Origin of the sequence: Paenibacillus xylanexedens (assembly GCF_007680605.1) — a bacterium.
GTDB classification, from domain to species: Bacteria; Bacillota; Bacilli; order Paenibacillales; family Paenibacillaceae; genus Paenibacillus; species Paenibacillus xylanexedens_B.
This window is the reverse complement of record NZ_VEIO01000001.1, coordinates 296,166-310,129: the sequence shown is the minus strand read 5'-3', so window position 1 is coordinate 310,129 and position 13,964 is coordinate 296,166. Positions and strand designations below refer to the sequence as shown.

Annotated in this window: 12 protein-coding genes and 1 riboswitch; of the genes, 3 read left to right on the top strand and 9 right to left on the bottom strand. The window is 46.8% G+C overall.

All coding sequences use genetic code 11. The annotated features are described in order from the left end of the window. Positions 1-3: 3 nt before the first annotated feature. Positions 4-1,242: a cation:proton antiporter gene (locus tag FS818_RS01620; protein WP_145329001.1), complete on the top strand. Its 1,239-nt coding sequence runs from the start codon at positions 4-6 to the stop codon at positions 1,240-1,242. Positions 1,243-1,363: 121 nt separating this feature from the next. Continuing rightward, positions 1,364-2,269 (top strand): YitT family protein, encoded by a 906-nt coding sequence (locus FS818_RS01615; protein WP_186331512.1) that lies wholly within the window; start codon positions 1,364-1,366, stop codon positions 2,267-2,269. Positions 2,270-2,391: 122 nt separating this feature from the next. Here FS818_RS01615 and FS818_RS01610 read toward each other — a convergent pair whose 3' ends face one another. From FS818_RS01610 to metA, 6 genes are all read right to left on the bottom strand, one after another. Continuing rightward, positions 2,392-3,405 carry a zinc-binding alcohol dehydrogenase family protein gene (locus tag FS818_RS01610; RefSeq protein WP_145328997.1) on the bottom strand — a complete coding sequence of 338 codons (1,014 nt, stop codon included), beginning with the start codon at positions 3,403-3,405 and terminating at the stop codon, positions 2,392-2,394. Between the two features lie 38 nt (positions 3,406-3,443). Further along, the gene (locus tag FS818_RS01605) at positions 3,444-4,376 is read right to left on the bottom strand and encodes an aldo/keto reductase (protein ID WP_145328995.1); all 933 of its coding nucleotides are present in this window, start codon (positions 4,374-4,376) and stop codon (positions 3,444-3,446) included. A gap of 307 nt (positions 4,377-4,683) precedes the next feature. Continuing rightward, on the bottom strand, positions 4,684-5,820 hold the full coding sequence (gene mqnC / locus FS818_RS01600) for a cyclic dehypoxanthinyl futalosine synthase (protein WP_145328993.1): 1,137 nt from the start codon (positions 5,818-5,820) through the stop codon (positions 4,684-4,686). Positions 5,821-6,064: 244 nt separating this feature from the next. Then, the gene (locus FS818_RS01595) at positions 6,065-7,246 is read right to left on the bottom strand and encodes a trans-sulfuration enzyme family protein (protein WP_145328991.1); all 1,182 of its coding nucleotides are present in this window, start codon (positions 7,244-7,246) and stop codon (positions 6,065-6,067) included. Further along, entirely contained in the window at positions 7,243-8,427 is a 1,185-nt protein-coding gene (locus tag FS818_RS01590; protein ID WP_145328989.1) for an aminotransferase class I/II-fold pyridoxal phosphate-dependent enzyme, read from the bottom strand. Before FS818_RS01590 ends, FS818_RS01595 begins: the two co-directional genes overlap by 4 nt. A 24-nt stretch (positions 8,428-8,451) precedes the next feature. Next, complete coding sequence (gene metA, locus FS818_RS01585; RefSeq protein ID WP_145328987.1) at positions 8,452-9,369, bottom strand: homoserine O-acetyltransferase MetA; 918 nt, start codon at positions 9,367-9,369, stop codon at positions 8,452-8,454. A 126-nt stretch (positions 9,370-9,495) separates the two neighbouring features. Then, a riboswitch (SAM riboswitch) is annotated at positions 9,496-9,620 on the bottom strand. Between the two features lie 458 nt (positions 9,621-10,078). On the opposite strand from metA, the gene corA reads away from it, so the two are divergent. Next, positions 10,079-11,014, top strand: coding sequence for a magnesium/cobalt transporter CorA (gene corA / locus FS818_RS01580; RefSeq protein WP_123065051.1), 936 nt, complete (start codon positions 10,079-10,081; stop codon positions 11,012-11,014). 109 nt (positions 11,015-11,123) lie between these two features. Here corA and FS818_RS01575 read toward each other — a convergent pair whose 3' ends face one another. The 3 genes from FS818_RS01575 to FS818_RS01565 all read right to left on the bottom strand — a co-directional run bounded on the left by FS818_RS01575 (position 11,124) and on the right by FS818_RS01565 (position 13,958). Next, the gene (locus FS818_RS01575; protein WP_145328985.1) at positions 11,124-12,125 is read right to left on the bottom strand and encodes an HRDC domain-containing protein; all 1,002 of its coding nucleotides are present in this window, start codon (positions 12,123-12,125) and stop codon (positions 11,124-11,126) included. A gap of 190 nt (positions 12,126-12,315) precedes the next feature. Then, positions 12,316-13,194 (bottom strand): ROK family protein, encoded by an 879-nt coding sequence (locus FS818_RS01570; RefSeq protein WP_145328983.1) that lies wholly within the window; start codon positions 13,192-13,194, stop codon positions 12,316-12,318. A 77-nt stretch (positions 13,195-13,271) separates the two neighbouring features. Beyond that, entirely contained in the window at positions 13,272-13,958 is a 687-nt protein-coding gene (locus tag FS818_RS01565) for an MOSC domain-containing protein (RefSeq protein ID WP_145328981.1), read from the bottom strand. Positions 13,959-13,964 lie beyond the last annotated feature (6 nt).

Here is a 13,964-nt window from a genome sequence, read left to right as displayed (position 1 = left end):
TCGATGGATCATTTGATTTTTGAAGTAGGTCTGGCGCTGGTGCTCATTGCAGCAGCCGGCCTTTTATCCGCAAAACTGAGATTTTCGGTTGTTCCGTTCTACATTTTGATCGGAATGGCTGTGGGGCCACATGCCATGCAAATCTGGCATTTGGACTTCCGATTTATTGAAAGTCAGCCTTTCATCGACTTTATGGGTCGGATCGGTATTTTGTTCCTGTTGTTCTATCTGGGACTGGAGTTTTCTGTAGGTCGTTTAGTCAAATCGGGTCGCTCTATCGTTGTGGGGGGCTCGATCTATATCGGGATTAACTTCACACTCGGATTAGTATTCGGTTTTGCCTCCGGTTTCCCGGCAGCTGAGGCACTCATCATTGCAGGTATAACAACGATCTCGTCTAGTGCCATTGTAGCCAAGGTGCTCGTTGATCTGAAACGAACAGCCAATCCGGAGACCGAGATGATTCTGGGTATCATTATGTTTGAGGACGTATTCCTCGCCGTTTATATTTCCATCCTGTCCGGACTTGTGCTCAGTGATTCATCCTCCATCGGAGGCGTAATCATGTCCGCTCTGATTGCTCTGGGCTTCATGCTGATCGTTATCATCATCGGACGCAAAGCTACACCGCTACTGAATAAATTGCTGAAAATTCGTTCCAACGAATTATTCTCACTTGTTGTTTTCGGGGCATTGTTCCTTGTCGCTGGTTTCTCGGAAACGATCCATGTTGCTGAAGCCATCGGTGCGTTGCTCGTTGGTCTTGTGCTTGCGGAAACGGAGCATGCTAAACGTATCGAACATCTGATTCTGCCGTTCCGAGATTTCTTTGGAGCTATCTTTTTCTTCAGCTTCGGACTATCTATTGATCCATTGTCCCTTGGCGGTGAAGCCGTTTGGCTCGCTTTGATTGCTGTAGTGATTACACTGTTTGGTAACTTCCTCGCAGGTATGCTGGCTGGACGAAGTGCAGGGCTTTCACCAAAAGCATCTGCTAATATCGGATTAACCATTGTATCTCGTGGTGAGTTCTCCATTATTATGGCCAATATGGGTAAAGCCGGCGGATTATTACCATTGCTTCAACCATTTGCAGCGCTGTATGTATTAATCCTAGCTATTCTGGGGCCACTGTTAACCAAAGAGTCCAAACACGTATTCCGTATTTTGGATAAAATATTCAAGTTCAAAGATCCTCGCAAGAAAAAAGAGGAGCCTAAAGTTCTGCAGAAAGAAGGCTAAGTAACATGTCTGTGCAGAGCAGACCTAGGTTTGTATTAAGCAACTGAGCGGCTACATGCTGACCTTTCTGTGAAGAACCCAGGGAGAATGGCTCGAAGCCGCACTGAAGGAGGATGGACATGTGAAAACACCTCTGATATCGGCTAATCCGGTGCCACGTACTACGAAGAGTAGCATATCGCCATCCCGCCGCTGGCTGAATCTGTTTCTGGTCATCATTGGCGGAATACTGGCCTCCGTGGGACTTGAGTTGTTTCTGCACCCCAATAAAATTATTATTGGTGGCATAACAGGGATCTCTTCTCTGTTCGCACACTGGACGGAGCTACGAATCGGCTTGTTCCTGTTTTTATTCAATGTTCCGTTTATATTTCTATCCTACAGGATCGTGAAGAAAAAGTTTGTACTTGTAACCGTTCTGGGTTTGGTTGTCTTTTCGATCGGTGCCATTGTACTACATCCCATGCCTCCGCTCGTCGAGCATCCCTTGGCTGCTGCCATGTTTGGCGGGTTATGCCTGGGGCTCGGAATCGGGCTTGTTGTTCGGTATGGTGGGACACTGGATACGCTGGAAATCGGTGATCCGTCTTCTAGGCCACCTGAACGTGTGTTTAGCGGGAAACGGATGCTTATCGAAAAAATAATCATGCTGCTTAACTTGATCATATTGACAGCTGCTGGTGTTGTTTTTGGCTGGGATCAGGCCATGTATTCTATCATTGCTTATCTGATTGCCTATGAAATGGTGTACCTTGCATTCCGGGGATTCTCCCCCAAACGCAAAATATGCATTCTGACCACGCAACGTGCTCAAGTTGAAAAAGCTGTACGAAACCGCCTGCGCAGGGAACCTGGCAAGCTGGATGCAACACTGGAGTCTTCCCCGATCGCTGGCGCGGAGGTCTGGATCAAACAGATTCCAGGAACACTTTATTACGAAGTCCATTTCCTGGAGATGATCTGGTTAAAATCCATTGTTCGGCACATTGACCCTCATGCAGGTATTATCTCGAATCCAGAAAAATGAAATAGCTAGCGAAAATAACGATATAACAAAACGCTCTCTTCCCATGAACCAATGGATCGTTCCCCATTGCTCATTTACCGGGAAGAGAGCGTTTCTTCGTACAAACCTTTTAATTGTGAAAATTATAATTCTACGATTGCTTTTACCACTTGTGATTCGGGTAACAGCCAAGTATCCATTGCGGTTGGCAACTCATCAAAAGGCGCTCGATGTGTGATATAACCATCCATCGTTAATTTTTTGTCACGCAACGTCGATAACACCTGCTCAAAATCCTCGCGTGTTGCATTCCGGCTACCCAGCATACTCATCTCACGCTTATGAAATTCCGGGTCATGGAACGTAATATCGGCTTTCACCAGTCCAACAAAAATCAACTGTCCACCGTGAGCCACATAAGGTAGCGCCCCATTCATGGAATGTACGTTACCTGTCGCATCAAATACAGCAGTGGCATAATCACCGCCAGTAATCTCGGATACTCGCTGCAGAGCCTGTTCATCCGCCTGCACGATCTCATCCACCCCGGCCCAGGTTCGGCTCAATTCCAGCCTGTCCAGATTACGATCCACCGCAATGACATATGCACCTGCTTGTTTGGCAAAGGCCATGACTCCCAGCCCGATAGGTCCGGCTCCAATAACAACGACACGCTCTCCTGGTTGAAGTGCAGCTCTGCGCACAGCATGAGCCCCAATGCTAAGCGGTTCAACCATAGCTGTCTCATCTAATGTCAACCCCTCTGCTCTAAGCAGATGGGAGACAGGCACTGTAATCCGTTCTCTCATGCCACCGTCCACATGTACGCCCATCACTTGCATCGATGCACAACAGTTTGTTTTGCCTGAGCGGCAAGCAATGCAATGTCCACAATGCAGATAAGGAATAATGCTTACCTGGTCCCCTGGCTGCAAACCAGCCTCATTCGGGCCAATCTCTTCAATGATGCCTGCAAGTTCATGACCAAGTATACGAGGATACGTAAAAAAAGGCTGGTTACCTTTATACGCATGCAAATCTGTACCACAGATACCAATTCGCTGAATAGCCACCAGTGCTTCTCCCTCACCTCTTTCGGGCTGAGGCAATTCCTTCAGCACCAAACGATCAATTTCTTCACATACGATAGCTCTCATCACTGTTCCCCCTCAGATCCATTCGACGATATTTTTAACTACCCGTTATATTCAGCACGACCACTGTGCCAAGTTTCATTGTTTAATGGAGCCAGAATACGTAATACCTCTTCCAGTAGCTGCTTATCCATAGGCTCTTCAACCCAGGCCGCATTGTTGACAATGTTTTGCTGGCTTGCACTACTTACGAGAGTTGTTGGGATCTGTTCATTTGCTGTAGAAAATTGTACCGCCAACTTGGCGATATTACTGCCTTGTTCCTCGCAGAACCGGGCTGCTTTCAAACAAAGCTCTTTTACCCGTTCACCCGCTGGATGCCAAGCCGGTGTTCCGCGTGTGCTAAGCAATCCCATCGAAAGCGGGGAAGCGTTTACAAGTCCAACCCCTTTTTCCTCGAGTAACGGCAGTAGTGATAACAATGACGTATCATTCAGAGCATAATGACAATAGGAGATAATGGCGTCCGCATCAAGTTGCGGCAACATTTTTTCGAATAAAGGCAACGGCAAACCACAGATTCCGGCGTTACGAATCACGCCCTGCTCTTTCAGATTTAACAATGTTGGAAAAGCTTCTTCTATGATAATCTCGGGAGCCACAAACTCGATATCATGCAAAAATAAAATATCAAGATAGTCCGTATGCAGCCTTGCCAGACTTTCTTGTACACTATCCAGAATACGCTTACGAGAAAAATCAAACTCGTTCTCACCATAACGTCCAGCTTTGGTCGACAACGTATAAGAGTTACGCGGCAAACTGCGGATTGCTTCACCGAGTACCGTCTCCGCCTTGGTTAAACCGTAGTACGGCGACACGTCTATATAATTCATGCCTGCATCCACCGCTGCATGAACGGTGCGAATACCTTCGTCCCGGTCAATATCACGAAATACAGAGCCCAGTGATGATGCGCCAAAGCTCAGAATAGGTACGTCTATTGCTGTCTTTCCCAATTTTCTTGTTTTCATCGATTCGTTCCTCCCAGCAGGTTTGGACTACACAACTGTCCCTCCATTGTAACAGTTAAAAATCTATATAACATATCGTCAAATGCGTAATATGTACTGTTTAATGATCTCGATTCCTTGTAAAAGGTTACCAGATGCCTGAACTACGGTAGACATCGAAGAAGGAGAACTGCATCCGAATCAGGTGCGCATAACGAAAAGTGCCAAAGCAAGTTTAACTGCTTTGGCACCATGACACGGAACGGGTTCATATTTACTTCACATGATGTGTCACAAATTAAAAACTATAGTGCTACAAATGTAGATATTAGTTCTGCATTACGAAATCTTTAGGCACAATGCTTTCTTCATCAAACATACGCAGAATTTCATAACGGGTGTTGCGCTGTGCCGGAATATAACCAGACTCCCGAATCAAACGAAGAATGGATTCAATGTTCACTTTGTAGGTCGCGCCGGCAGAGGATACAACATTCTCTTCTATCATCGTGCTACCGAAGTCATTACAGCCGAATTCGAGCGATTTCTTACCGATTTCAGGTCCCATTGTGACCCAAGAAGATTGGATGTTTTTAATATTATCCAACACCAGACGGCTAATCGCTACTGTTTTCAGGTACTCCTGTGGAGTTTGACGCTCCAGCTTAAGGTTCGTATTGTCCGGCTGGAATGTCCACGGAATAAAAGCGAGGAAGCCTTCAGAATCATACTTATTCGCAATGCACTCATCCTGCGCTTCACGTACACGCATCAGATGAAGCGCACGCTCTTCCATGGATTCACCCAGACCAATAACCATTGTAGCTGTAGTATTCATACCGATTCGGTGAGCAGTCTGCATCACATCCATCCAGTCGCGCCATGAACCTTTCAGACGGCTGATTTTACGGCGTGTACGGTCATCAAGAATCTCGGCTCCGCCTCCTGGCAAGGAGTCCAGACCAGCCTCGTGAATGGCACGTACCACCTCTTCGAGCGTAAGACCATCGGATACTTCAACCATTTTCATAATCTCGGCTGGTGAGAAGGAGTGCATCGTAATATTCGGGAAACGTTCCTTGATCGCTTTCAACAAGTCCGTATAATAGCTGAAAGGCAGATTTGGATTCGTTCCACCTTGCATCAGAATCTCGGTTCCGTCGACATCTTCGGTTTCCTTGATTTTCTGGAAAATCACTTCATCTGGCAGCACATAACCTTCTTCTGAGCCAGGTCTGCGGTAAAAAGCACAAAAACGGCAGTATACGTCGCACACATTCGTGTAATTGACGTTACGCCCAATGACAAATGTTCTGTATGGTTCAGGGTGCATACGTTTCATGATTACATTGGCAGCTGCCCCGATTTTGTCCACTTCGTCAGACTCAAATAACTGAATCGTGTCTTCCAAGTCTAAACGTTCGCCCCGAAGGGCTTTATCTAAGATACGGTCTACCGTACTCATCGTAAAAAAGCCTCCCTCGTAAAGAGAAAATAATACGACGATCCCTCCCGGCTTGTTGGCAAAAAGCAAGTCGTGGCTGTAACATCGCATTTCTGGTACTCCTCATATCGTAACACAGGTTACATGTGAAAAAAAGCACCTTATGAAAAGGTGCTTATAAAATAAGTTAAAATTTTGACATATGAAAACCGTTTGAATGGTAGCTGCATCCGATTTTACCCTGCACCTATCTAATAGTTCAAACTTATAGCGTGGCCTGCAGCGCCTGCTCAAGATCAGCAATCAGATCATCAATATCCTCAAGCCCTACGGAGAAGCGGAGTAGTCCATCCGTTATCCCGCGCTCATGCCGTACCTCTGCTGGCATAGCCGCATGAGACATCATCGTTGGGTATGAAAGAATGCTCTCCACTGCTCCCAGACTTACAGCGACAATAGGTAGTTTCACCTGATTCAGGACAGCTTTTGCACGATCGCCTGAACCTACGTCAAACGATACTACGGCTCCGTAACCTGTCGACTGACGCTCATGCGCTTCACGGCCCGGATGATCCTCAAGTCCTGGGTAGTACACAGCTGTGATATCTTGACGACCTTTGAGCCATGAGGCCAGTTTGGCAGTACTCTGTTCACTGTGAGCCATCCGCGCACCCAGGGTCTTCATACCGCGCATCAGAAGCCAGGATTCCTGAGCTCCCAGAACGGTACCGAGGCCATTTTGCAGCTGCTTCAGTTGTCTGCCCAGCTCGTCTGTACGCGCAACAGCCAGACCGGCGAGCACATCACTGTGACCCCCAAGAAATTTCGTAGCACTATGTACAACGATATCTACGCCAAGCTCAATGGGACGCTGATAGTACGGTGTCATAAACGTATTATCCAGAATGGTAATCAGATCATGCTCCTTGGACCAGGACGTCACTGCGGCAATATCCGTAATTTTCAAGGTCGGATTGGAAGGTGTCTCCATGTATACGGCCTTCGTGTTAGGCTTGATTGCTGCTCTGACTTGTTCAATGTCGGTCATGTCAACAAAAGTAGTCTCAATCTGCATCCGGCTAAGTATAGTCGTTAACAGACGATATGTTCCCCCGTAAACATCCTCCGTTACAATCATATGATCCCCTGCGGAGAACATCATGAACACACTGGAGATTGCAGACATCCCTGAAGAGTATGCAAATCCGCGTACCCCACCCTCAAGCAACGCGATGTAATCTTCCAGAGCCTGGCGAGTCGGATTACCTGAACGGCTATAATCATGTTGCGGCGGATTAAAGATATCAAAGTGATGGAACGTCGAAGCTTGATAAATCGGTACACTGGAGGCACCTGTTGTTTTATCAATTTCATCTCCAAAGTGAAGCAGCTTGGTATCAAACTTCAGATCAGACTTACTGGGCTTATGGTTGCTCGATTCACTCATGAGGTTACGCCTCCTTCAACTTCCTGCTGTGCTGCCAGCAATGCATCATTCAGATCGGCGATCAAATCTTCTGCATGTTCGATGCCTACCGAGAACCGAAGCAGACGATCATCCACACCTACGGCGTCACGAATTTCGAGCGGAATATCCGCATGGGTTTGCACCGCAGGATACGTCATGAGTGATTCTACACCACCGAGACTTTCTGCAAATGCAATTAATTGGATATGACGCAACAATGGCTCAACATAGCGTGCATCCTTCACTTTAAACGAGAAAATGCCTGTATTGCCGGAAGACTGCTTCCGCTGAACTTCATATCCAGGGTGATCGGACAAACCAGGGTGGAACACTTCAGCTACAGCCGGATGTTCCAAAAGGAACTTCGCAATCGTTAGGGCGTTATATTCATGACGTTCCATGCGAAGAGCCAGCGTTTTCATGCCTTTCATCAATTGATATGAATCACTCGGTGATAACACAGCTCCAATGGAATTATGAAGGAACGCCATCTCGGCAGACAAGGCCTCACCTTTGGTGATGATCAATCCAGCGAGCACATCATTATGTCCACCCAGATATTTAGTCGCACTATGAATAATAATATCGGCGCCAAGTTCAATCGGGCGCTGGAAGAATGGAGTCAGTAGCGTATTATCTACAATGGTCAACAGGTTATGTTTTTTCGCCCAGGAAGCAACCGCTTGAATGTCCGTAATCATCATGAGCGGGTTAGTTGGTGTCTCGATGAATACAGCCTTCGTATTCGGCTGACGGATCTCCTCCAATGCTTCCAGATCGTTCGTGTCTACATAACTTGCAGTTACACCAAACCGTGACAAAATCCGTTCCAACAGGCGATATGTACCGCCATACAGGTCAAGAGAAACAATCAGGTGATCGCCTTGGCTAAACATTGCAAAAATCGTTTGCAGTGCTGCCATACCCGAGCTACAGGCAAAACCCGCATCACCGGACTCCAGAGCCGCTGCTGCTTCCTCTAACACTTTGCGCGTTGGGTTTGTTGTACGGATGTAATCAAACCCCGTGCTTTGCCCCAGCTTCGGGTGACGAAACGCAGTGGATTGATAGATCGGAAAGTTAACAGCACCTGTTACGGGTTCATTGATGGACCCAATTTGAGCTAAACGGCTTTCAATTTTCAACTTGTTATCTTCCATTACTGCATCCTCCTGTAATCTTGATTAGATTTGTGGGCCAATATCGTAAGGCGTTTCCTGATACACATAGTAATTGAGCCAGTTAGAGAATAATAAGTTAGCGTGTGCACGCCATGTAGCCGGAGGTATCCGAGAAGGATCATCCTTTGGATAGTAATACTTCGGCAGCGCGATATCCAATCCCTTGGCAACATCACGGTCATATTCCCATTTCAATGAGAACGGATCATACTCGGCATGTCCCGTGGCGAAAATTTGCTTCCCGTCCTTGGTGGCAACCAGGAATACTCCTGCTTCTTCGGACTCAGCCAAAATTTCGAGTTTATCGTTTTTCTCAATATCCTCACGTCTTACCTCGGTGTGACGGGAGTGTGGAACGTTGAAAACTTCATCAAATCCACGGAGCAGCGGAACATGAGGTTTGTTGATCGTATGCGGGAATACGCCAAAACACTTTTCATCCAGCGGAACTTTGGGTACATCAAAATGGTGGTATAGACCTGCCTGAGAAGCCCAACATATGTGCATCGTCGAAGTTACATTCGTTTTGGTCCATTCAAAGATTTCCTGAATCTCTTCCCAATAGTTCACGTCCTCAAAATCCATTTGCTCTACCGGTGCACCGGTAATGATCATCCCGTCAAAACGGCGATGCTGGATCTCATCAAATGTTTTATAAAACAGATCCAGGTATTCTTGAGATGTGTTCTTCGAAGTGTGGGATTTGGGGTGTACCAGCACAACATCCACTTGAATCGGTGTGTTACCTACCAGACGAAGCAATTGCGTTTCCGTCGTTTCCTTCGTAGGCATCAGATTCAGTATGGCGATACGGAGCGGACGAATATCCTGCTTGTACGCGGACGATTCATCCATGACGAAAATATTCTCGCTCTCAAGCACTTCTTTGGCTGGTAATGTGTCGGGAATTTTAATTGGCATAGTAAGTTGACTCCTCCTTTTTCATGGGTCGCATCTGGTGCGAAAATCACGCTCTGAGAAGCTTTGCATATGACAAAGACCTTTCTCGGATTCCGAGAAAGGTCATATGTAAACAGATATGCGCCTCTCTCATCTCTCAGTTACAACAGCATCACAGGGATGCTTGGTCGCTGCAAGAATTAGCACCGTGCGTTATATCGCCGGTTGCCGGGTTTCATCGGGCTGGTCCCTCCACCTACTCTTGATAAGATTTCGCTGTATTCAATTTTAATTCAGATATATTAACTTTTACTTTAAAACATTACCGCCCTCACGTCAAGAACCAGTTGATTGGTTTCGAACCTAAATTCGGAACCGTTCATCATCCGTTGTCATACACTGCCTCAGAGCGTGAAATAGACACATTTTTGCGCTTGAAAGCACCCTAGACCAGCGGTATACTAGACAAGTGTTTATAAGCCCTTATGTGAGAGGTGACATATTAAATGGATGGCGACCCGAGGCCCAACTGGCAGTCGAATTCCGAACAACTGCATAGAGAATTGACATCAGCATGTCGGCAGCGGGACGTTTCTTCCGTTTGATTATAGATTGATGACGCAGTACAGTCCTGATAACAGGCTCCGCTGCCGACCGGCTGATCTGTTCTTTTGCGCCCATATTAATGATGAAATCCGCCAAGACGGCGGGTGCAGAAGGAGTAGATGATATGAAAATCCGGTTGGTTAACAACGGAGTATTTATCCCGGTGGATGATATTCAGCAAGCGCTGACTCCACCAGCAGAAGGATTCTACTGGATTGATGCGGACGTGGACGATTTGGCTGTACTTCAGCCGCTGTTCTCCATGCATGATCTGGCTGTTGAGGATTGCTTGAGTGATGAAGAACAGCGTCCGAAGATTGAAATTTATGAGAACCATTATTTTATCGTGATCAACAGTATTCGTTTTGATGATGAAGAGATTTTCCTGCGTGCAGTCAACCTTTTTCTCGGTAGACACTTTATCATCAGTGTAACGAAACAGAAGGTCAGCGAATTGCGCACCTTGAAGCCGATCCTCTGGGAACAGGAAATCAGCAGCCCCGATCGTCTTCTCTACCTGCTCGTTGACTTGATCGTAGACAATTACTTCACCGTTGGTGATCGAATTGAAGCGCGGATCGAGAAACTTGAGGAAGATATTCTGATGCATACCAAAAAGTCACATCTGAATGAGATTATCGGTCTGCGAAGCGAAATTCTGTGGCTGAAGAAAGTACTGGGACCTCAAAAAGAGGTCATCAACACACTTAACAAAAAAGATCTGCGTCTCATTGATGATCAGCTGCAAAAATACTTCAGCGACATTTACGAGAACGCCGTAAAAATATCGGAAACCTTTGAAACATACCGCGATCTGATGGGCAACTTGCGAGAAGCCTACCAGTCCAGTATCGCTAACCGCGCGAATGAGATCATGCGTGTGTTTACCGCGATCACCACAGTGTTCATGCCTTTGACCGTTATCACCGGAATTTATGGAATGAACTTTGATAACATGCCTGAATTACACTGGAAATACGGGTATTATGCCGTTATCGGCCTGATGATTACACTCGGCCTGACGATGTTCTTTATTTTCCGTAAAAAAGACTGGATCTGAAACGGCCATAGTACCCGCTATTTCATAACATCCAAAGAATAAGACGAAGCGCTCCTTCACAGGGACGACTTCGTCTTTTTTAATATCACTGCTTCTCGGCGTATCTCAGTTAACCAACATTACGCTCGGTTTCAGTATGTCTCCGAAAACGGATGCGAATCATCCGTAACCGTTCATACACCTGCTCCAGACTCCCTCCTTCAGGGCGCTCTCCTCCGTAAACTTTATGTAACACAGGCTTCAGAAATGTATCTCCTAACTCCTCATATGCATTCCATACCGCCTCTTGTTCAGTCTCAGGCATAACAGCCAGTTCTACATCCAGCAAAGAGTCCGTGTCATAGCCTTCCAGATCCAGTGTTTCCAGCAGTTCGATTAATTCCCGCCGGGATAATCCAGATCGATTCACGATCGCTTCTAAGGTTTGACCTTCTTTCATGCCTTCCAGCACGTGCTTGCGCGTAATGAATTTATCCAGTTCCTGCTTGTACTTCTGCTCTTTCTGCTTATATAACCAGCTTTCGTACTCTTCTTCCTGCAATACGACATATACCCAGTCTAACGGGAAAGGTCTCGATTGCTCGATCCCACTCATCATGTCAAGCCATTCCATCCCGTATTCTGCCGCTTTGCTCTCACCAACACCCGGCAGTTGCATTAGCTCATCCATCGTATGTGGAACAAAAGCACTGATCAGCCGCAACAAACGATTCGTTGCTACAAAATAAGGTGCCTTCCGATCCGAAGCCGCTTTTTGCCTGCGCCATGTGCATAAATCCTCATACAATTGCTCATTTCCGTATAATTCACTAAAACAATGCAGACGCTGGCCTGCATAACTGCGTAGCTTCAGATCCTCATTTTCGTTGTATAACCCATGCATCAATGGACGATACCCCTCGCTCATCTGCATGGCAAGTTGATGACGATAAATGTGCATCAGCTCTTCCCACGAATGGCCTTCATACCAGATCGTATCTTCCCGATCCCCTGCTTCGTAACGACTCCATCCCAAGTGCCAGGTATTCTCCTCCTCTCCAATCCATAACTGGGCAATCTCCTCATGCTGCTCAGACACTCTGGATAATTTGTTCATGAAAATGACTTCCATTGCTTGTTCCCTCCTTTGAACGATACAGCCTGTTCGATTAACGAAGGCGCTCTCTGTCTCTCTATACAGACAGCACAAAAAAAGCACCTCTCTGCAAAATCGTTGCAAGAGAGGTGCTTCCTCATTAACCGTACTATACTGTTGCTCACATCATACCACATTGGTAAATTTCGTCAATCCCTAAATGCGTTTATTTTGACAAAGCTAATTTCGCCAGTGCCAGTGAACCACACAAGCCAGCGTTATCTCCCAAACCTGGTGGAACAACATATGCATCGATTCCAGCATGAAGTGACGGATGCTGCACATAGCCTGCCAGCAATTCCTGCAGTTTGCTACGAACCATCGGAAATAGGTGCTCCTGTTTCATTACGCCTCCGCCCATCACTATTTTCTGAGGCGAAAGAATCAGCACATAATTCATCAGAGCATGTGCAAGATAATGCGCTTCAATCTCCCAGGCTTTGTGATCTGCCGGCAAGTCATAAGCAGGTTGTTCCCAGCGCTTGTTCAGGGCCGGCCCCGCCGCAAGCCCTTCCAGACAGTCTCCATGATATGGGCAAAAGCCTGCATACGAATCTTCTGGATGTCTCCGCACGATAATATGGCCCATCTCGGGATGAGACAGTCCGTGTACCATTTTTCCGCCAACGACAGCTCCTGCACCGATACCTGTACCTACCGTAATATACAGACAGCTATCCAGCCCCCGCGCAGCTCCCCAAGTGGCTTCACCCAAAGCAGCTCCGTTCACATCGGTGTCAAACGTCATAGGCACTTCAAAGTGTTCTTTGAGCTTGCCAATCATGTTGTACTGTCCCCAATGTGGCTTCGGTGTTGTCGTGATGTAACCATAAGTCGGACTACCTTCAATGGGATCAATTGGACCGAAAGAACCTACCCCCATTGCTTCGATACCTTTGCCCTCAAAAAAAGAGATAACCTGAGCCATCGTTTCTTCCGGCGTCGTTGTAGGGAAGCTGACTCGTTCCAGAACCTCTCCACGTTCTGTCCCAAGGCCACATACAAATTTGGTTCCGCCTGCTTCAATCGCACCTAAAACTGTCATGTTGATCTCACTCCTACGTTGGTTTGTAATAGGAACACTGCCGTATCCATATAGCGGTTCGGACTATTCAGCAGGGCTCAGTTGCGCTCAAGCTTGTTCAACCGTTTAAGCAATGTCTGTTTCCAGCTATCTGAGAGCATAGGAATAGAGAGTAAAGCCTGCATACCCTCCACGTCCTGTTTCCCCTGATGCATGATCCGGTTAGCTTCAAGAATCGTCATGTATGAAGTATCTGTGCGAACTCTTCTAAAACGTGATGCAGGGCCAACCTCTCCCTCTTGCAACACTCGAAAATAAAAACCGGTATGCCCGCTTTCCTGAAAGTATACAGGCAACTGTTTGTAATCATATCTTATCCCCAGCTTGAAGCATGGTTGTCTCGGCTGACTGACTTGAACCTGCGCATTACCGAATTCAAATACATCACCAATGCGAACCTCTTCTTCTGTGCAACCTGTAACAGTCAGGTTCTCTCCAAATGCCCCCCACTCCAGCGTACGATCCATCAGGTGCTCAATCGCCGCATAGCGACTATGATCGTATACACAAACAGCCTTATCCGGACCACCGTGGTGCACCAGATCCGCTTGGGCATCCCCTGTCATTCCAGTGAATGACAGGAACACCGGGGCGGAGACAGGATGTTTTACAATGCCGCTCAACACTTCATTTTTCTGCCCAGGCAATGGCTTAGGCTGCCCTATATTAATCGCCAGAACTTTTGTGCTTTCCTCTTCTGTAATCGAATCGGGTATAGGTGTCATGCCACA

Coding starts and splice junctions, on each gene's coding strand:
- FS818_RS01620 (WP_145329001.1), top strand. CDS start 4: ATGGATCATTTGATTTTTGAAGTAGGTCTGGCGCTGGTGCTCATTGCA.
- FS818_RS01610 (WP_145328997.1), bottom strand. CDS start 3,405: ATGAGAGCTATCGTATGTGAAGAAATTGATCGTTTGGTGCTGAAGGAA.
- FS818_RS01605 (WP_145328995.1), bottom strand. CDS start 4,376: ATGAAAACAAGAAAATTGGGAAAGACAGCAATAGACGTACCTATTCTG.
- mqnC (WP_145328993.1), bottom strand. CDS start 5,820: ATGAGTACGGTAGACCGTATCTTAGATAAAGCCCTTCGGGGCGAACGT.
- FS818_RS01595 (WP_145328991.1), bottom strand. CDS start 7,246: ATGAGTGAATCGAGCAACCATAAGCCCAGTAAGTCTGATCTGAAGTTT.
- FS818_RS01590 (WP_145328989.1), bottom strand. CDS start 8,427: ATGGAAGATAACAAGTTGAAAATTGAAAGCCGTTTAGCTCAAATTGGG.
- metA (WP_145328987.1), bottom strand. CDS start 9,369: ATGCCAATTAAAATTCCCGACACATTACCAGCCAAAGAAGTGCTTGAG.
- corA (WP_123065051.1), top strand. CDS start 10,079: ATGAAAATCCGGTTGGTTAACAACGGAGTATTTATCCCGGTGGATGAT.
- FS818_RS01575 (WP_145328985.1), bottom strand. CDS start 12,125: ATGGAAGTCATTTTCATGAACAAATTATCCAGAGTGTCTGAGCAGCAT.
- FS818_RS01570 (WP_145328983.1), bottom strand. CDS start 13,194: ATGACAGTTTTAGGTGCGATTGAAGCAGGCGGAACCAAATTTGTATGT.
- FS818_RS01565 (WP_145328981.1), bottom strand. CDS start 13,958: ATGACACCTATACCCGATTCGATTACAGAAGAGGAAAGCACAAAAGTT.